A 17,001-nucleotide genomic window follows, 5' to 3' on the forward strand; every position below is an offset into this window, starting at 1 on the left:
GCGAAACGGAGACATCACATGGCGTACATCGGTCGACGGGCCCTGCTGGCCGGAGCCGTGGGGGTGATCGCTTCCGCCGCGGCCGGCCCGGCCGCGGCCGCGGCGTCCCGCGGGTCCGCCGGGATCCCCACCCGGACCCCCGCCGCCGGGACGGTGCCCGGCCGGGCCGCCACCGCCGCGTTCCGGGGGATGTGGATCGCCTCCGTGGCGAACGTGGACTGGCCCTCCGAGAGCGGGCTGTCCGCCGCGCAGCAGCGCGCGGAACTCCTGGCGTTCCTCGACACGGCGGTCGAGCGCCGGCTCAACGCGGTGGTCCTCCAGGTCCGGCCGGCCGCCGACGCGTTCTGGCCCTCGGAGCTGGAGCCCTGGTCGCAGTGGCTGACCGGCACGCAGGGGTCCGACCCCGGCTGGGACCCGCTGGGTACGGCCGTCACCGAGGCGCATGCCCGCGGGCTGGAGCTGCACGCCTGGTTCAACCCGTACCGCGTGGCCAACCACACCGACGTCGACCGGCTGGTGCCCGAGCATCCGGCCCGCAACGCGGGCTGGACGGTCGAGTACGGCGGCAGGCTCTACTACAACCCCGGTGTGCCCGAGGTGCGGCTCTTCGTCCAGGACGCCATGCTCGACGCCGTCGCCCGCTACCCGGTGGACGCGGTGCACTGGGACGACTACTTCTACCCGTACCCGGTGGACGGGGAGTACTTTGACGACGACGACGCCTACGAGCGGTACGGGGGCTCCTTCGGCTCCCGCGCGGCCTGGCGCCGCGACAACATCGACACCCTGGTCCGCGAGATGTCGGCGCGGCTGCGGACGGTCCGGCCCGCGGCGCGGTTCGGCATCAGCCCGTTCGGGATCTGGCGCAACGCCGACCGGGACCCGCTCGGCTCGCCGACGCAGGGACTTGGGACGTACGACGACCTGTACGCGGACAGCCGCAAGTGGGTCAAGGAGGGGTGGATCGACTACGTCGTCCCGCAGGCGTACTGGCACATCGGACACCCGACCGCCGACTACACCGATCTCGTCCCCTGGTGGGCGCGGACCGTCGCGGGGACGGATGTGGACCTGTACGTCGGGGAGGCGCTGTACCGCTGCGACGCGGACAGCCCCACCGCGGCCTGGCGCGACCCGGGTGAGCTGTCGAAGCACCTGCGCTTCGCCCGCGGATATCCGGAGGTCCGCGGCCACGTGTACTTCTCGGCGAAGCATGTGGCCGCGGACCCCAACGGAGCCATGGCCCGGGTGGTCGCCGACCACTACGGCTCGGCGGTGCCCCCGCGCTGACTCAGTGCTCGGGCTCGGACGGGTGGCGGACCGTGCAGTCGGGTCCGGGCGCCATCAGAGCCTCGTGTCCGTCCTGGAACCGGACCCGGTACGGGGGGGTTCCGTTTTCGCCCAGGACCTGGGTGATCTCGCCCACCTTGTCGTGCTGTCCAACGATCCTGCCGTGCTGCACCAGCTGGTCGCCCTCGGTCGCGCGCATACTGACCTCCTCGGTGGCGGTCCGATCCGGTGCTAGCAGTTTAGGTCGTACCGGGGCTATTTGACCCGTTGGGTCACCGCGATGCAGACCAGTACGGCGCAGGCGGCGGCCGGTGCGGCGGGGGAGAGGTGCTCGCCCAGCAGGCCCACCGACCACACCAGGGTCAGCAGCGGCTGGGCGAGCTGGAGCTGGCTGGCCCGCGGTGCGCCGATCTCCGCCATGCCCCGGTACCAGACGTACAGGCCGAGGAAGGTGGAGCCGGCCGCCGCCCAGAGCAGGCCGGCCAGCCCGTGGCCGGTGAGGTGCACCGGCTCGTACGCGAGCCCGAGCGCGGAGCCGGCCAGGCTGAGCGGCAGGCACAGGACCAGCGCCCAGCCGATCACCTGCCAGCCGGGCAGCGTCCGGGCGAGGCGCCCGCCCTCGGTGTAGCCGGCGGCGCACACCAGCAGGGCGGCGAACAGGTAGGCGTCCCCCGCCGAGAGGAGGCCGCCGCTCTGCGCGGGCGTACGGCTGAAGACGACGAATCCGAGCACGACGGCGGCCCCGGCGACGGCTGCGGCCCAGAAGGCGCGCGAGGGCCGGACTCCGGTACGCAGCGCGGACAGTGCGGCGGTCGTCAGCGGCAGCAGGCCGACCACGACGGCGGCGTGCGAGGTAGTGGAGGTCGTCAGAGCGAGGGTGGTGAACAGGGGGAAGCCGACGACCACCCCGGCGGCGACGACGCCGAGGCCCGCCCAGTGCGCGCGGGCGGGCAGCGGGACGCGCCGGGCCAGCAGAAAGGCGCCCGCGATGACGGCGGCGAGGACGCTGCGCAGGGCGACGAGAGACCACGGGCCGAAGCTCTCCAGTCCCCAAGCCGTGGCGGGGAAGGTCAGCGAGAAGGCGAGGACGCCGAGCGAGGCGAGGACGGTGCCCCGGCCCACCGGGCTCTTGACCGCTATCGGCTTCGAGAGAGTAGCGCTATTCTGTGCTGTCATGTATGAGCGTAGCAGTGTGGCGGAACTGGCGGATTCCCTGCGGTCCGAGCTCAACCGCTACTTGATAGGTGGAAAGCTCCCGTCGAGCAGGGCCCTGGTCGAGCGCTACCGGGTCAGCCCCGTCACCGTCTCGCGGGCCCTCGCGCAGCTCGCCGCGGAGGGCCTCGTCGTCACCCGGCCCGGAGCCGGGGTCTTCCGCGCCTCCCCGCGTACGGCGCCCCCCGCGCCCGGCGACACCTCCTGGCAGGAGGTCGCCCTGAGCGCCGAGGCCCCCGGGGAGATCGTGCCGCGCTCGGTGGACGCCTCCGGGGTGATGGCCTGTCTCGCCGCACCGCCACCCGGGGTGATCGGGCTCAACAGCGGCTACCTGCACGCCTCCATCCAGCCCGAGCGGGCCATGGCCGCCGCGCTCGCCCGGGCCGGGCGGCGCCCCGGGGCCTGGGACCGGCCGCCCATGGAGGGTCTGCCCGAGCTCCGCGACTGGTTCGCCCGCGAGATCGGCGGGGCCGTCGCGGCCGCCGACGTGCTGGTCACCGCGGGCGGGCAGAGCGCCCTGACCACCGCCCTGCGGGCACTGGCCCCGCCCGGGGCGCCGATCCTGGTGGAATCCCCGACCTATCCCGGACTTCTGGCCATCGCCCGCGCCTCCGGATGCCGGCCGGTGCCCGTCCCGGTGGACGCCGAAGGGGTCAGGCCGGAACTGCTGGCCGCCGCCTTCGAGGCGACGGGGGCGCGGGTGTTCGTATGCCAGCCGCTGTTCCAGAACCCGACCGGTGCGGTGCTGGCTCCCGCGCGGCGGGCGGAGGTGCTGCGGATCGCGCGGGCCGCCGGCGCCTTCGTGGTGGAGGACGACTATGCCCGCGCCCTGGGCCACGACGACTCCGGTCCGCTGCCCGCGACGCTGGCCGCCGAGGACCACGACGGGGTGGTCGTGCACGTCCGGTCCCTGACCAAGGCCACCTCGCCGAGCCTGCGGGTGGGCGCGCTCGCCGCCCGCGGCCCGGTGGTGGACCGGCTGCGCGCCATCCAGGTCGTGGACAGCTTCTTCGTTCCCCGGCCGCTGCAGGAGGCCGCCCTCGAACTCGTCGGCGCGCCCGCCTGGCCGCGCCACCTGCGCACCGTCGCCGCCGAGCTGCGCCACCGGCGGGACGTGCTCGCGGGGGCCCTGCGGCGGGAGCTGCCGGGCCTGACCCTGCCCCATCTGCCCTCCGGCGGATACCAGTTGTGGGCCAGGATGGCCGAGGGCGGCGACGACACCGCCTTCGCGGCGGCGGCCCTGCGCGCCGGGGTGGCGGTGGCGCCCGGCCGTCCGTACTTCTGCGCGGAGCCCCCGGGTCCGCACGTCCGGCTGAGCTTCGCCGGGGTGTCGGGCCCCGCGGAACTGGTGGAGGCGGTCCAGCGACTGCGCGCGGGCCTCGGGGACGCCCTGCCGGGCGGTCCGCCGGAAGGTCCGTTCGGTGATCCGTTCGGTGATCCGTCCGGCGGTCCGTCCCGCGGCGCGGCCGACGGCCCGGTCGGCGCCCCCGGTCGGGACGCTTGACCGCTCGCCGCGCGCGGCCCACCATCACCGCATGCATGTTCGGGTTTCGCTCGTCGCCGCAGCCCGCAGTTCCTCGCTGCTCGCCGAGCGCTTCGACGACGACCGCCCGCTGGACGGAACCGGCTGGCGGTCGGTGGAGTGCGCCGCCCAAGGGCTGGTCCCCCTGGGTTCGGCCGAGCTGCGCTACTGCTCGCCGACCCCGCGCAGCCGGGCCACGGGCGAGGCCCTCGGGTACGCCCCCCTCGCCCAGCCCGCGCTCCGCGAGTGCGACATGGGCCGCTGGCGCGGGCTGACCCTGGCCGAGGTGACCGCACGGGAGCCCGGCGCGGTGGACCTGTGGCTGAGCGACCCGCGCGCCGCCCCGCACGGCGGCGAGTCCCTGCTCGCCTTCATCTCCCGGATCGGCGGCTGGCTCGACACCCGGCCCGCCGACGACGGGGGCGCGATCGTGGCGGTGGCGGAGCCCTCGGTGGTGCGGGCGGCCCTGGTCTACGCGCTGAAGGCGCCTCCGCTCACCTACTGGAACGTGGACGTCCGGCCGCTGTCCACGATGACGCTGACGGGCTGGTCCGGACGCTGGCACCTCTGCCTGCAGCCCCCGGTGTAAACCGGTTGAGGCCTCGCGGGAGCGTTCGTAGCCTGCGGGGATGACCGGGATACACATCACCACCCTCGCCGAGCGGCCCGAACTGGCCGACCGGCTCTGGGACATGAAGGACTCGTGGCCCCGGTTCGCCCAGCACGACCCGCTGGCATGGCTGCTGTATCCGCGGATGGTCGCCGAGCTGCCGCAGTACGTCCTGATCGCCACCGACGGCGACACGGTGGTGGCCCGGGGGTTCAGCGTGCCCTTCTCGCTGCACGCGGCGGGCCGCGACGGGGTGCTGCCTGCGCAGGGCTGGGACCGGATCCTCATGTGGGCCTTCTCCGACCTGCGCCGCGGGGTGTGCCCCGACACCGTGAGCGCGATCGAGATCACCGTGGCCACCGGCCGGCAGGGCGAGGGCCTGTCCGGGCTGATGCTGGCCGCGATGCGGGAGAACGCCCGCGCCCGCGGCTTCGCCGAGGTGGTGGCCCCGGTCCGGCCCAGCGCGAAGTCCGCCGAGCCGGACACCCCGGTCCAGGAGTACGCGTACCGGACCCGCGAGGACGGCCTGCCGTACGACCCGTGGCTGCGCGTGCACGTCCGCGCGGGCGGGGTCGTCGACTCGGTCGCCCCGCTGTCGATGACGATCACGGGCTCGCTCGCCCAGTGGCGCGAATGGACCGGGCTGCCCTTCGACACCGCCGGTCCCGTGCACGTACCCGGAGCTTTGACCCCGGTCCGGTGCGAACCCGGGCAGGGGTACGCGGTCTACGTGGAGCCGAACGTCTGGGTCCGCCACCGTCTCGCCGACGGGACGTGACAGGACCGCCCTGGGCGCGCGCGGCCGACGTGACCGGCGGAATCGCCGTCGGAGCGGGGTCTTTCCTGCTAGACATCTTCCCGGGGGCGCCACACGCGCCGGATCCTCCGGTGAATCCTGCCCGCAGTGATCCAGACCGTTGCATAAACGTGCGGAAGTACGTATAGTCATGCCATCGATGAGGAGGGTCCGATGGTGGTACGTGTAGCGGTGGCCGGAGCGAGCGGGTACGCGGGCGGGGAAGTCCTGCGTCTGCTGCTCTCGCACCCCGAGGTGGAGATCGGCGCGCTGACCGGCAATTCCAACGCCGGCCAGCTCCTCGGCTCCCTGCAGCCGCACCTCGTGCCGCTCGCCGGGCGGACCCTGGAGGTGACCACGCCCGAGGTCCTCGCCGGCCACGACGTCGTCTTCCTCGCCCTCCCGCACGGCCAGTCCGCCGCCGTCGCCGCCCAGCTCGGCGAGGACGTCCTCGTCGTCGACATGGGCGCCGACCACCGGCTCAAGGACTCCGCCGACTGGGACAGGTTCTACGGCGCCCCGCACGCCGGGACCTGGCCCTACGGGCTCCCCGAACTGCCGGGCGGCCGCGCCGCACTGGAGGGGGCCAAGCGCATCGCGGTCCCCGGCTGCTTCCCCACCGCCGTCTCCCTCGCGCTCTTCCCCGCGTACCAGGCACAGCTCGCCGAGGCGGAGGCCGTGATCGTCGCCGCCACCGGAACCTCCGGCGCGGGCAAGGCCCTCAAGACGCACCTGCTCGGCGCCGAGGTGATGGGCTCGGTGACCCCCTACGGCGTCGGCGGCGGCCACCGGCACACGCCCGAGATGGTGCAGAACCTGAGCCCGCTCGCAGGCCGGCGGGTCTCGGTCTCCTTCACCCCCACCCTCGTGCCCATGGCGCGCGGCATCCTCGCCACGTGCTCGGCCAAGGCGCTCCCCGGCACCACGGCCGAGTCGCTTCGCGCCGCCTACGAGAAGGCGTACGCCGACGAGCCCTTCGTGCACCTGCTGCCCGAGGGCCAGATGCCGTCCACCAAGTCCGTCCACGGTTCCAACGCCGTCCACGTCCAGGTCGCCTACGACGAGTCCGCACAGCGGATCATCGCCGTCAGCGCCATCGACAACCTGACCAAGGGCACCGCCGGCGGCGCGGTGCAGAGCATGAACATCGCCCTGGGGCTCCCCGAGAGCCTGGGTCTTTCGACGATCGGAGTCGCACCGTGAGCGTCACGGCAGCACAGGGATTCACGGCAGCCGGCATCGCTGCCGGGATCAAGGCCAACGGCAACCCGGACCTGGCCCTCGTGGTCAACCACGGGCCGCGTCTGGCCGCCGCGGGCGTCTTCACCTCCAACCGCGTCAAGGCCGCACCCGTGCACTGGACCGAACAGGTCCTGCGGGGAGCCGCCGTCAGCGCGGTCGTCCTGAACTCCGGCGGCGCCAACGCCTGCACCGGCCCCAAGGGCTTCCAGGACACCCACGCCACCGCCGAGAAGGTGGCCGACGTCCTGAACCGGCAGAGCCCGGGCGGGGCGTTCAACGCAGGGGAGATCGCGGTCGCGTCCACCGGCCTGATCGGCGTCCTGCTCCCCATGGACAAGCTGCTCCCCGGCATCGAGACGGCGGCCGCGGCCCTGTCCGAGGACGGCGGCGAGGACGCCGCCATCGCCATCAAGACCACCGACACCGTGCACAAGACGGCCACCGTCTCCCAGGCAGGCTGGACCGTCGGCGGCATGGCCAAGGGCGCGGGCATGCTCGCCCCGGGCCTGGCCACCATGCTCGTCGTCCTCACCACCGACGCCGACCTGGACAGCGCCACCCTCGACAAGGCGCTGCGCGCCGCCACCCGCACCACCTTCGACCGGGTCGACTCGGACGGCTGCATGTCCACCAACGACACGGTGCTGCTGCTCGCCTCCGGGGCCTCCGGCCAGGTGCCGGTCTACGAGGAGTTCGCCGATGCCGTGCACAGGGTCTGTGACGACCTGGCCCGCCAGCTGATCGGCGACGCCGAGGGCGCCAGCAAGGACATCCGCATCGAGGTCGTCGGCGCGGCCGACGAGGACGACGCGGTCGAGGTCGGCCGGTCCATCGCCCGCAACAACCTGCTCAAGTGCGCCATCCACGGCGAGGACCCGAACTGGGGCCGGGTGCTCTCCGCCATCGGCACCACCAAGGCCGCCTTCGACCCGGACCGGCTGAACGTCGCCATCAACGGCGTCTGGGTCTGCCGGAACGGCTCGGTCGGCGAGGACCGTGACCTGGTCTCGATGAAGGACCGCGAGGTCCGCATCACCGCCGACCTGTCCAACGGCACCGAGTCGGCCGTGATCTGGGCCAACGACCTGACCGCCGAATACGTCCACGAGAACAGCGCGTACTCCTCATGAGCGACGAGAAGGCCGGGCAGCCCGGCACCTCCGGCGGCACCGCCCGCAAGCACACCGCCCTGCCCAAGGCGGAGATCCTCATCGAGGCCCTGCCCTGGCTCCGGCGCCACAACGGCAAGATCGTCGTCATCAAGTTCGGCGGCAACGCCATGATCGACGAGGAGCTCAAGGCCGCCTTCGCCCAGGACGTGGTCTTCCTGCGCCAGGCCGGCCTGAAGCCGGTCGTCGTGCACGGCGGCGGCCCGCAGATCAACGCCCAGCTCGACAAGCAGGGCCTGGTCAGCGAGTTCAAGGCGGGCCTGCGCGTCACGACCCCCGAGGCCATGGACGTCGTACGGATGGTCCTCGCGGGCCAGGTCCAGCGCGAGCTGGTGGGGCTGCTCAACCAGCACGGCCCGCTCGCCGTCGGCATGACCGGCGAGGACGCGCGCACCATCACCGCGACCAAGCACAGCCCGGAGATCGACGGCGAGGTCATCGACATCGGGCGGGTCGGCGAGATCACCGCCATCGACACCGGCGCGATCGAGGCGCTGCTGGCGGACGGCCGGATCCCGGTGATCTCCTCCATCGCGCGCAGCGCCGACGACCACCACGTCTACAACGTCAACGCCGACACGGCGGCCGCGGCGCTCGCCGCCTCGCTCGGCGCCGAGACGCTGATGGTCCTCACCGACGTCGAGGGCCTCTACGCCGATTGGCCCCACAGCGACGAGGTCATCAGCCGGCTCACGGTCAGCGAGCTCGAGAAGCTGCTGCCCGACCTCTCCAGCGGCATGGTGCCCAAGATGGAGGGCTGCCTGCACGCCGTGCGCGGCGGCGTCAGCACCGCCCGCGTACTCGACGGGCGGGTCCAGCACTCGATCCTGCTGGAGATCTTCACCGACTCCGGAATCGGCACGATGGTCGTGCCCGACCACCAGCCAGGGGGAACAGCATGACGAAGGGCACTGGCAACCAGGAGTACGGGGCGCGCTGGCAGGGTGCCCTGACCAACAACTACGGCACCCCCGCCGTCGCCCTCGTACGCGGCGAGGGCGCCCAGGTGTGGGACGCCGACGGTACGCAGTACACCGACTTCGTCGGCGGCATCGCGGTCAACGCCCTCGGCCACGCACACCCGGCGATCATCGAGGCGGTGACCGGCCAGATCTCCACGCTGGGCCACGTCTCCAACCTCTTCGCCTCCGAGCCGGTCGTCGCGCTCGGCGAGCGGCTGCTCCAGCTCTTCGGCCGCCCCGGCAAGGTCTTCTTCTGCAACTCCGGCGCCGAGGCCGTCGAAGCCGCCTTCAAGATCGGCCGGCTGACCGGGCGGACCCACATGGTCGCCACCGACGGCGGCTTCCACGGCCGGACCATGGGGGCCCTCGCGCTCACCGGACAGCCGAAGAAGCAGGCCCCCTTCCTGCCCCTGCCGGGTGACGTCACGCACGTCCCGTTCGGCGACGTCGAGGCCCTGCGGGCCGCCGTCACGGAGGAGACCGCGCTCGTCGTCATCGAGCCGATCCAGGGAGAGAACGGCGTCGTCGTGCCCCCCGCCGGATATCTGACGGCCGCCCGCGAGATCACCCGGGCCACCGGCACCCTGCTCGTCCTCGACGAGGTACAGACCGGCGTCGGGCGGTGCGGCCAGTGGTTCGAGCATCAGGCCCACGAGGGCGTCGACCCCGACCTCGTCACCCTCGCGAAGGGGCTGGGCGGCGGTCTGCCGATCGGCGCGGTCGCCGTCTTCGGCGCCGCGGCCGACCTGCTCCAGCCCGGCCAGCACGGCACCACCTTCGGCGGGAACCCGGTCGCCTGCGCCGCCGGTCTCGCCGTCATCGACACCATCGCCGGCGAAGGCCTGCTCGACCAGGTCAAGGCGCGGGGGGAGCGGCTGCGCTCCGGGATCGAGTCCTCGGGCCATGCCCTGGTCTCCCACGTCCGGGGCGCCGGACTACTGCTGGGTATCGTGCTGACCGAGCCGCTCGCCGCCCAGGTGCAGCAGGCGGCTCAGGACGCCGGCTTCCTGGTCAACGCGCCCGCCCCCGACGTCGTACGGCTGATGCCACCGTACGTACTCACCGAGGCCGAGGCGGACGCGTTCCTCCGGGCCCTGCCCGGCATCCTCGACGCAGCCAACGGGGACGGATCCGGAGAATGAGACGACGATGAGCCAGTCGCAGGACAACGAGCAAGGCGGACAGGCCGTCCCGCAGACCCGCACCGCGCGGCACCGCCGGATCGTGGACATCCTCAACCGGCAGCCGGTCCGCTCCCAGAGCCAGCTGGCCAAGCTGCTCGCCGACGACGGGCTGAGCGTCACCCAGGCGACGCTCTCGCGCGACCTCGACGAGCTGGGCGCGGTGAAGATCCGCAACACCGGCGGCGAGCTGATCTACGCGGTTCCCAGCGAGGGCGGCTTCCGCACCCCGCAGGCCCCGCTCGGCGAGTCCGCGAAGGAGGAGCGCATGCGGCGCCTCTCCGGTGAGCTGCTGATCTCGGCGGAGGCCTCGGCGAACCTCGTGGTCCTGCGCACCCCGCCGGGTGCGGCGCAGTTCCTCGCCTCGGCGATCGACCAGGCCGAACTCCGCGAGATCCTCGGCACGATCGCGGGCGACGACACCCTGATGCTGATCAGCCGGGACCCGGCGGGCGGCCAGGCCCTCGCCGACCACCTCCTGCGCCTGGCGCAGAAGGAGGGCTGAGCGGGGAGGGCCCGGGGCGCCGGAAGTCCCTGTGCCGGACCGGCGCCCGCCCACATGGCCTCGGGGCGTGCTTCGACTCGTCCTCGCCCTATGGGCGTCCGTCATGACCGCGGCCGTGTACGGGCCCATCGGCCTGCGGTGGCGGCGCCGGGCCCGGATCCGGCGCGAGATCCTCCGGCTCGTCGCCGCCGTCGAACCGGAGCCGTACCACGCCGCCCTGCTGGAGGCCGTGCGCCGGCACGATCCCGAGCCCGTGTCGATCGGCTGGATCGACTGGTGCGACGAGGAGTACGTGCAGCGGCGCAGTGCGAGTCCGGGAGCGGACGGAGTGCGGCGACCCGCTGGGCGACCTGGTCCGCGCCGAGCCGCACCCGGCCTTCGAGGCGCTGGACGAACAGCAACGGTTCCACGTCCTGCGGAGCATCGGCGACCGCAGCAGGTGGCGCTGCGCCGACGAGGACGCCGAGGACGACGACGCGTGGCTGGACGACAAGGTCCATGGGGAGGACGCGTACGACTACCGGGCCACCGGCGAGGACGAGCCCGAGGCCACCCCGCCTGAGACGGCCTAGTACCGGGTGACGGCGAGCGGGCCCTCCTGCGTGCCGATCGCGATGTGCGGGCGGCGGCGCGGGTCTGCCCAGCGCAGGATCGCCCGCATGGCCCGCTCGGGTACGGACACGCAACCGGCCGTCGCACCCTTGCCGTTGACGTGCAGGAAGATCCCGGCGCCCCGTCCGCGCACGGGACGGTCGTAGTTGAAGGCGATGAGCAGCGCGTGCGCGTACTGCTTCTCGTACTTCACCAGGTGCTCGGCCTCGCCCGGCGCGCAGTCCGGGGGCAGCGGCTCCACCCAGCGGTTGTAGTCGGCGGACGCGTTGTCCTGGCACCACCAGGAGTCGCCCGTCACCCGGCGGTAGCCGTACTCCGTCCCGGCCGGCGCCCGCCGGATACCGAAGGCGTACGGGAGTGCGTACAGACCCGTCGGCGTGGTGCTGGTGCCCTGCTTCCGGGACGCGCCGTCGGTGAGGCCGTTCGCCCCGAACCGGGCGGGCGCGCTGCCGGCCTCGTGCCAGCCCCCCGCCCAACGGTCCCACCAGGTCACCCGGCCGGTCGTGGAGCCGGGCGCGGGCGCGACGGCGGTGATCAGCTGACTGCCGCCGCCGGTGTCGGCGAGACGCGCGGGCAGAGGCGAAGCGCTCTGCGGGAAGAGAGCGGTGACGATCAGTGAGCCGGTGACGAGAGCGGTACGCAGCACATGTCAGACGGTACGGGGCGGAAGGGGCAGGGGCAGCGCAGGCAGGCCGTCGACGCTCGTCCCGATGAAATCCTTCTTCTCGCAGTACGCGGCGAACTCCTCGTCCGTCTTGCGGCCGAAGTACTCCGCGTGGAGGGTGCGTTCGCCCTGGTACTCCATGAGCGGGACGGCGTACCCGCACACGTCGGCGATCCGGCGCGCGTGGACGAGGATGATCGCCCGCGCGGAGGGTCCGTCGGCCTCGCCGAACAAGGTGATCAGATCGGCCCAGCGCGGGTCGTCGCGGAAGACCGCTTCGCCGTCGCCGTGGATGCGCACGATGTTGGGCGGCCCGCTGAAGGCGCACCACATGAGGGTGATCCGGCCGTTCTCGCGGACGTGGGCGATGGTCTCGGCGCCGCTTCCTCCGAAGTCCAGGTAGGCGAGGCGCTCCTCGTCGATGACGACGAGGGTCCCGGCGCGGCCCTTGGGGGACAGGTTGACGTGACCGTCACCCGCGAGCGGGGCGGTCGCGGTGAAGAAGACCGGCTGCTCCTCGATGAACGTGCGCAGTCGGCCGTCTATGCGGTCGTGAAGTTTTCCCATGATCCGATTATCGGCACAGAGGTGCGGGGTGGGTGGGCGACTTTCAGGTCGTGAGACCCAGACGGGCCCGCCGCAGGGCCAGTTCGTGGTCGTCGAACAGCTTCGCGGAGCGCTTGAGGAGCCTGGCCAGTTCCGCCCTGTCCGCCTGCCGGGTGAAGCACGTCAGGAGCCAGTGCCAGCCGCGCACCGTCGCCCGCGCCGTCGCCCGTGTCTTGGGGTCCCAGTCGTCGATCAGCGCGACGCTGGCCCGCAGCGCGTGGATCCCGCCCTGTGCGCGCAGCAGGCGGAAGGCGGCCCGCCGGGTGTGCAAGGGCCCGCGCAGGGCCACTCGCTCGGCGAGGTGCGCGGAGTCCAGCCGGTCGGCCGCGGGCAGCAGGCTCAGGGCGGCCTCGCGGGCCACGGACGCCGCCGGGTCGTCCAGCAGGGCGAGCAGGACGGAGTCCTCGATCGTGGCGTCCCGTCGGCGCAGCCCGGCCAGCGCGGCGGCCCGGACCCGGCCGACGGGGTGCGCCAGCAGCTCCCGCAGCAGGGCCGTGTCCGCGCGGCTGCCGCATTCGGCGAGTCCGGTCACCGCGTACGGGGACGGCCCGGCGGGGTCGGCGATCAGCCAGCGGTACTGCTCGCGAGGGTCGCCGCCGTCCTGGCCGACCAGCCACCGGGCGCACGCGCGGACGAGCCCGGAGCTGTCGGCGAGGTAGCGCGCGCCCTCGGCGGCCCGGCCGGCCCGGCGCAGGGCGGTGACCCCGGCGGCGCGGACGGCCGGGAGCCGGCCGCCGGTCAGGGCGTCGGTCACGGCGTCCGTCACGGCGGCGGCCCGTCCGCCGCCCGGCCCGTCGGCTTCCGGTGCGGCCAGTGCGGCCAGTGCGGCGTCCGCCCAGAGCCCGGCCGTCGCCGGGTCGAGTTCGGCGGCGGCCCGCCGGGCGCACTCCAGGGCGTCGACGGGATCCGGGCCGGTGAGGGCCAGCCGGGTGGCGAACCGCCGGGCCTGCGAGTCGGGGCCGGCCAGGAGCTCGGAGAGGACGTCGGCCGCGCCGGCCCGCACCGTACGGGGCCGGCCCGGGTGCCGCCAGGGGGCGAGCGCTGCGGCCCGCCCGCGCAGCGCGCCCTCGAACCGGCCCAGGATCCACCCGCCGTGCTCACGCCGGCCGAGCCGCAGCGCGAGCGGGGTCAGGGCGAGCAGGGTGTCCTCCGGGTGGGCGGACAGGGCGCGCTCCAGGGCCGCGCGGGCCCGGTCGCGTACGGGCGCCACCGTGTCGGTGGTGCGGATCGCGACCAGTTCCGGCGGGGCGTGCGGATCGTCGAGCGCCGCCTCGCGCGTCCACCCCCGCGCGTGGCAGAGCAGCAGCTCAAGAGGGGCCCCGAGCGGGGGCGGCCCGTAAGCGACCGCGTGGCGGACGTGCTGGTCGAAGGCGAGCCAGACCACCGGTCCGGACCCAGGCGGGGGCCCCGCGGCCGCGCGGCCGCCCACCAGCTCCTGCGCCAGGGCGCGCCCCTTTGCGGCGTCCCCGCTGCGTCCCGCGCCGTCCATCGGCCGTGCACCCCTCTCGCGAAGATGTTCCGGGCCCGATCGTAGGCGCCGGCCGGGGGGTCGGGCTCGGAATATCCGGCCTGGTCACAGGCGTGCCGAGGGGTCGATTGACGAAACATACGGAGTAGTGCATAGTTATGCCTGTCGTTGGATGCACTGTGTGGGACGCACTGTAAGGAGAAGCCCGTGACCGAGCGCGTCGTACTCGCCTATTCGGGCGGACTGGACACCTCAGTCGCCATCGGCTGGATCGCCGAGGAGACGGGCGCCGAGGTCATCGCCGTGGCCGTGGACGTCGGCCAGGGTGGCGAGGACCTGGACGTCATCCGCAAGCGGGCCCTCGCGTGCGGCGCGGTCGAGGCCGAAGTCGCGGACGCCAAGGACGAGTTCGCCGACGAGTACTGCCTGCCGGCGATCAAGGCGAACGCCCTCTACATGGACCGGTACCCGCTGGTCTCGGCGCTCTCCCGGCCGGCGATCGTCAAGCACCTCGTCGCCGCCGCCAGGAAGCACGGCGCCTCGGTCGTCGCGCACGGCTGCACCGGCAAGGGCAACGACCAGGTCCGCTTCGAAGCCGGCATCGCCGCGCTCGGCCCCGACCTCACGTGCATCGCCCCGGTCCGCGACTACGCGATGACCCGCGACAAGGCGATCGCCTTCGCCGAGAAGGCCGGCCTCCCGATCGCCACCACCAAGAAGTCCCCGTACTCCATCGACCAGAACGTCTTCGGACGCGCCGTCGAGACGGGCTTCCTGGAGGACATCTGGAACGCGCCGATCGAGGACGTCTACGAGTACACCTCCAGCCCGGCCCTCCCACGCGAGGCCGACGAGGTCGTCATCTCCTTCAAGGCCGGCGTCCCGGTCGCCGTCGACGGGACGCCCGTCACCGTGCTCCAGGCCGTCCAGCAGCTCAACGAGCGCGCCGGAGCCCAGGGCGTCGGCCGGATCGACATCGTCGAGGACCGGCTCGTGGGCATCAAGTCCCGCGAGGTGTACGAGGCACCGGGCGCGATCGCGCTGATCACAGCGCACCAGGAGCTGGAGAACGTCACCGTCGAGCGCGAGCTGGCACGCTACAAGCGGCAGGTCGAGCAGCGCTGGGGCGAGCTGGTCTACGACGGCCTGTGGTTCTCCCCGCTCAAGCGGGCGCTGGACGGATTCATCGACGAGGCCAACCAGCACGTCACCGGTGACATCCGGATGACCCTGCACGGCGGCCGCGCCGTCGTCACCGGCCGGAGGTCGCAGGAGTCGCTGTACGACTACCACCTCGCGACCTACGACTCGGGCGACACCTTCGACCAGTCCAAGGCCCAGGGCTTCATCGAGATCTTCGGTCTCTCCTCGAAGATCGCGGCCCGCCGCGACCTCGCCTGATCCGCACCGCCGTACGGACCATCTCCCCGTGACCTCCGCGGCGGGGAGGCGGTTGCACACCCGAAGCCTGCCGGGCGCTCGACGCCCGTCAGGCAGTCAACGCCATGCAGTCTTGAGGAGCAGTAGCTGTGAGCAGCAACAACGGTGACGTCCGGCTCTGGGGCGGCCGGTTCGCCGACGGCCCCGCCGAAGCCCTCGCGAAGCTGTCCGCGTCGGTCCACTTCGACTGGCGCCTCGCCCCGTACGACATCGCGGGCTCCCGCGCCCACGCACGCGTGCTCCACAAGGCGGGCCTGCTCACGGCCGACGAGCTCGACCGCATGATCGCCGGCCTCGACCAGCTCGAAGCCGACGTGGCCGACGGCTCCTTCACCGGCACCATCGCCGACGAGGACGTGCACACCGCGCTGGAGCGCGGTCTGCTGGAGCGGCTCGGCGCCGACCTCGGCGGCAAGCTGCGGGCCGGCCGGTCCCGCAACGACCAGGTGGCCACCCTCTTCCGGATGTACCTGCGCGACCACGGCCGGATCATCGGCGGGCTGATCGCGGACCTCCAGGACGCGCTGGTCGGCCTCGCCGAGACGCACGCGGACGTGGCGATGCCGGGGCGGACCCACCTCCAGCACGCGCAGCCGGTGCTCTTCGCCCACCACGTACTGGCCCACGTGCAGTCTCTGTCCCGGGACGCGGAGCGGCTGCGGCAGTGGGACACCCGGACCGCGGTCTCGCCGTACGGGTCGGGCGCACTCGCCGGCTCCTCGCTGGGTCTGGACCCGGAGGCGGTCGCCGCGGACCTGGGCTTCGAGCGGGGCTCGGTCGGCAACTCGATCGACGGCACGGCCTCGCGCGACTTCGTCGCCGAGTTCGCCTTCATCACCGCGATGATCGGGATCAACCTGTCCCGGATCGCGGAGGAGATCATCATCTGGAACACGAAGGAGTTCTCCTTCGTGACGCTGCACGACGCCTTCTCGACCGGGTCGTCGATCATGCCGCAGAAGAAGAACCCGGACATCGCGGAGCTGGCGCGCGGCAAGTCGGGCCGCCTCATCGGCAACCTGACGGGCCTGCTCGCCACGCTCAAGGCGCTGCCGCTGGCGTACAACCGGGACCTCCAGGAGGACAAGGAGCCGGTCTTCGACTCCTGCGACACCCTCGAAGTCCTGCTGCCGGCCTTCACCGGCATGATGGCCACCCTCACCGTCAACCGCGAGCGGATGGAGGAGCTGGCCCCGGCGGGCTTCTCCCTGGCCACCGACATCGCGGAGTGGCTGGTCAAGCAGGGTGTGCCGTTCCGGGTGGCGCACGAGGTGGCCGGCGAGTGCGTCAAGGTCTGCGAGGGCGAGGGCATCGAGCTCGACCAGCTGACGGACGAGCAGTTCGTGAAGATCTCGGAGCACCTGACCCCCGAGGTCCGGACCGTCCTCAACGTCAAGGGCGCCCTCGCCTCCCGCGACGGCCGCGGCGGCACCGCCCCGTCGGCCGTCGCCGTCCAGCTCACCGAGCTGAAGGCCGACCTGGTCATCCAGCACGCCTGGGCCGCGCACAAGCAGTAGCCGCGCCCCGGCGCCCCCGAATCCCCGCCGCCCTGCGGCCCGCACGCCCGCCCGGCCCCAGGCCCGGGCCTGTACGTCCGCACGCAGCGGGATACCCGGAGGGGGCCGGCGGGGGGGGGGGGGGCAGCCCCCCCACCCCGCCGCGGGGAGGGCCCGACGCCCCCCGGGGGGGGGCGGCGGGGTAGTTGGTGTAGGGCAATAATAG

17 protein-coding genes are annotated in these 17,001 nt (G+C 73.2%); 12 read left to right on the forward strand and 5 right to left on the reverse strand.

Annotation, left to right across the window (positions count from 1 at the left end; all coding sequences use genetic code 11):
• The first annotated feature begins 18 nt into the window (after positions 1-18).
• Positions 19-1,290 (forward strand): glycoside hydrolase family 10 protein, encoded by a 1,272-nt coding sequence (locus tag ACWGIF_RS21610; protein ID WP_453499689.1) that lies wholly within the window; start codon positions 19-21, stop codon positions 1,288-1,290.
• A gap of 1 nt (position 1,291) precedes the next feature.
• Here ACWGIF_RS21610 and ACWGIF_RS21615 read toward each other — a convergent pair whose 3' ends face one another.
• Together ACWGIF_RS21615 and ACWGIF_RS21620 are read right to left on the reverse strand one after the other, a co-directional pair.
• Entirely contained in the window at positions 1,292-1,489 is a 198-nt protein-coding gene (locus ACWGIF_RS21615) for a DUF1918 domain-containing protein (protein ID WP_319723247.1), read from the reverse strand.
• Positions 1,490-1,545: 56 nt separating this feature from the next.
• Entirely contained in the window at positions 1,546-2,466 is a 921-nt protein-coding gene (locus tag ACWGIF_RS21620; protein WP_453499691.1) for a DMT family transporter, read from the reverse strand.
• Between ACWGIF_RS21620 and ACWGIF_RS21625 the strand changes: the two genes are divergently transcribed.
• The 9 genes from ACWGIF_RS21625 (at position 2,465) to ACWGIF_RS21665 (ending at position 11,061) form a co-directional block, all read left to right on the forward strand.
• Positions 2,465-4,006, forward strand: a complete 1,542-nt coding sequence (locus tag ACWGIF_RS21625; RefSeq protein WP_453499693.1) for an aminotransferase-like domain-containing protein — start codon at positions 2,465-2,467, stop codon at positions 4,004-4,006. The two genes, ACWGIF_RS21620 and ACWGIF_RS21625, sit on opposite strands and share 2 nt — an antisense overlap.
• Positions 4,007-4,037: 31 nt before the next feature.
• Positions 4,038-4,613: a histidine phosphatase family protein gene (locus ACWGIF_RS21630; protein ID WP_453499695.1), complete on the forward strand. Its 576-nt coding sequence runs from the start codon at positions 4,038-4,040 to the stop codon at positions 4,611-4,613.
• A gap of 40 nt (positions 4,614-4,653) precedes the next feature.
• Positions 4,654-5,412, forward strand: a complete 759-nt coding sequence (locus ACWGIF_RS21635; protein WP_453499697.1) for an N-acetyltransferase — start codon at positions 4,654-4,656, stop codon at positions 5,410-5,412.
• A gap of 192 nt (positions 5,413-5,604) precedes the next feature.
• Positions 5,605-6,633 carry an N-acetyl-gamma-glutamyl-phosphate reductase gene (gene argC / locus ACWGIF_RS21640; protein WP_453499699.1) on the forward strand — a complete coding sequence of 343 codons (1,029 nt, stop codon included), beginning with the start codon at positions 5,605-5,607 and terminating at the stop codon, positions 6,631-6,633.
• Entirely contained in the window at positions 6,630-7,802 is a 1,173-nt protein-coding gene (argJ, locus tag ACWGIF_RS21645) for a bifunctional glutamate N-acetyltransferase/amino-acid acetyltransferase ArgJ (protein WP_453499701.1), read from the forward strand. The genes argC and argJ overlap by 4 nt, the downstream gene beginning before the upstream one ends.
• Positions 7,799-8,743, forward strand: coding sequence for an acetylglutamate kinase (gene argB / locus ACWGIF_RS21650; protein ID WP_453499703.1), 945 nt, complete (start codon positions 7,799-7,801; stop codon positions 8,741-8,743). Before argJ ends, argB begins: the two co-directional genes overlap by 4 nt.
• Positions 8,740-9,945, forward strand: coding sequence for an acetylornithine transaminase (locus ACWGIF_RS21655; RefSeq protein ID WP_453499705.1), 1,206 nt, complete (start codon positions 8,740-8,742; stop codon positions 9,943-9,945). Before argB ends, ACWGIF_RS21655 begins: the two co-directional genes overlap by 4 nt.
• 7 nt (positions 9,946-9,952) lie before the next feature.
• Complete coding sequence (locus tag ACWGIF_RS21660) at positions 9,953-10,489, forward strand: arginine repressor (RefSeq protein ID WP_453499707.1); 537 nt, start codon at positions 9,953-9,955, stop codon at positions 10,487-10,489.
• Positions 10,490-10,794: 305 nt separating this feature from the next.
• Positions 10,795-11,061, forward strand: a complete 267-nt coding sequence (locus ACWGIF_RS21665) for a hypothetical protein (protein WP_453499709.1) — start codon at positions 10,795-10,797, stop codon at positions 11,059-11,061.
• Here the strand turns inward: ACWGIF_RS21665 and ACWGIF_RS21670 are convergent.
• Genes ACWGIF_RS21670 through ACWGIF_RS21680 form a run of 3 tightly spaced genes read right to left on the reverse strand, consistent with a single transcriptional unit; the run spans position 11,058 to position 13,860 of the window.
• Complete coding sequence (locus ACWGIF_RS21670) at positions 11,058-11,744, reverse strand: L,D-transpeptidase family protein (protein ID WP_453499725.1); 687 nt, start codon at positions 11,742-11,744, stop codon at positions 11,058-11,060. The two genes, ACWGIF_RS21665 and ACWGIF_RS21670, sit on opposite strands and share 4 nt — an antisense overlap.
• Positions 11,745-11,750: 6 nt before the next feature.
• Positions 11,751-12,332, reverse strand: a complete 582-nt coding sequence (locus ACWGIF_RS21675) for a pyridoxamine 5'-phosphate oxidase family protein (RefSeq protein ID WP_453499711.1) — start codon at positions 12,330-12,332, stop codon at positions 11,751-11,753.
• A gap of 43 nt (positions 12,333-12,375) precedes the next feature.
• Positions 12,376-13,860 (reverse strand): hypothetical protein, encoded by a 1,485-nt coding sequence (locus tag ACWGIF_RS21680; RefSeq protein ID WP_453499713.1) that lies wholly within the window; start codon positions 13,858-13,860, stop codon positions 12,376-12,378.
• A 186-nt stretch (positions 13,861-14,046) separates the two neighbouring features.
• Here ACWGIF_RS21680 and ACWGIF_RS21685 point away from each other — a divergent pair, with 186 nt between their 5' ends.
• Both ACWGIF_RS21685 and argH read left to right on the forward strand, forming a co-directional pair.
• A complete protein-coding gene (locus ACWGIF_RS21685) occupies positions 14,047-15,240 on the forward strand; it encodes an argininosuccinate synthase (protein ID WP_453499715.1) in 1,194 nt (397 codons plus the stop codon).
• A gap of 128 nt (positions 15,241-15,368) precedes the next feature.
• A complete protein-coding gene (gene argH / locus ACWGIF_RS21690) occupies positions 15,369-16,796 on the forward strand; it encodes an argininosuccinate lyase (protein ID WP_453499717.1) in 1,428 nt (475 codons plus the stop codon).
• The last annotated feature ends 205 nt before the right edge of the window (positions 16,797-17,001 follow it).

It is taken from the genome of Streptomyces sp. NPDC054849, assembly GCF_053610945.1.

What these genes read in the sequence shown, in the direction of transcription:
- ACWGIF_RS21675 (WP_453499711.1), bottom strand. Translation starts at nt 12,332, where the DNA reads ATGGGAAAACTTCACGACCGCATAGACGGCCGACTGCGCACGTTCATC.
- ACWGIF_RS21680 (WP_453499713.1), bottom strand. Translation starts at nt 13,860, where the DNA reads ATGGACGGCGCGGGACGCAGCGGGGACGCCGCAAAGGGGCGCGCCCTG.
- ACWGIF_RS21620 (WP_453499691.1), bottom strand. Translation starts at nt 2,466, where the DNA reads ATGACAGCACAGAATAGCGCTACTCTCTCGAAGCCGATAGCGGTCAAG.
- argB (WP_453499703.1), top strand. Translation starts at nt 7,799, where the DNA reads ATGAGCGACGAGAAGGCCGGGCAGCCCGGCACCTCCGGCGGCACCGCC.
- ACWGIF_RS21655 (WP_453499705.1), top strand. Translation starts at nt 8,740, where the DNA reads ATGACGAAGGGCACTGGCAACCAGGAGTACGGGGCGCGCTGGCAGGGT.
- ACWGIF_RS21635 (WP_453499697.1), top strand. Translation starts at nt 4,654, where the DNA reads ATGACCGGGATACACATCACCACCCTCGCCGAGCGGCCCGAACTGGCC.
- ACWGIF_RS21660 (WP_453499707.1), top strand. Translation starts at nt 9,953, where the DNA reads ATGAGCCAGTCGCAGGACAACGAGCAAGGCGGACAGGCCGTCCCGCAG.
- ACWGIF_RS21610 (WP_453499689.1), top strand. Translation starts at nt 19, where the DNA reads ATGGCGTACATCGGTCGACGGGCCCTGCTGGCCGGAGCCGTGGGGGTG.
- ACWGIF_RS21625 (WP_453499693.1), top strand. Translation starts at nt 2,465, where the DNA reads ATGTATGAGCGTAGCAGTGTGGCGGAACTGGCGGATTCCCTGCGGTCC.
- argC (WP_453499699.1), top strand. Translation starts at nt 5,605, where the DNA reads ATGGTGGTACGTGTAGCGGTGGCCGGAGCGAGCGGGTACGCGGGCGGG.
- ACWGIF_RS21630 (WP_453499695.1), top strand. Translation starts at nt 4,038, where the DNA reads ATGCATGTTCGGGTTTCGCTCGTCGCCGCAGCCCGCAGTTCCTCGCTG.
- ACWGIF_RS21615 (WP_319723247.1), bottom strand. Translation starts at nt 1,489, where the DNA reads ATGCGCGCGACCGAGGGCGACCAGCTGGTGCAGCACGGCAGGATCGTT.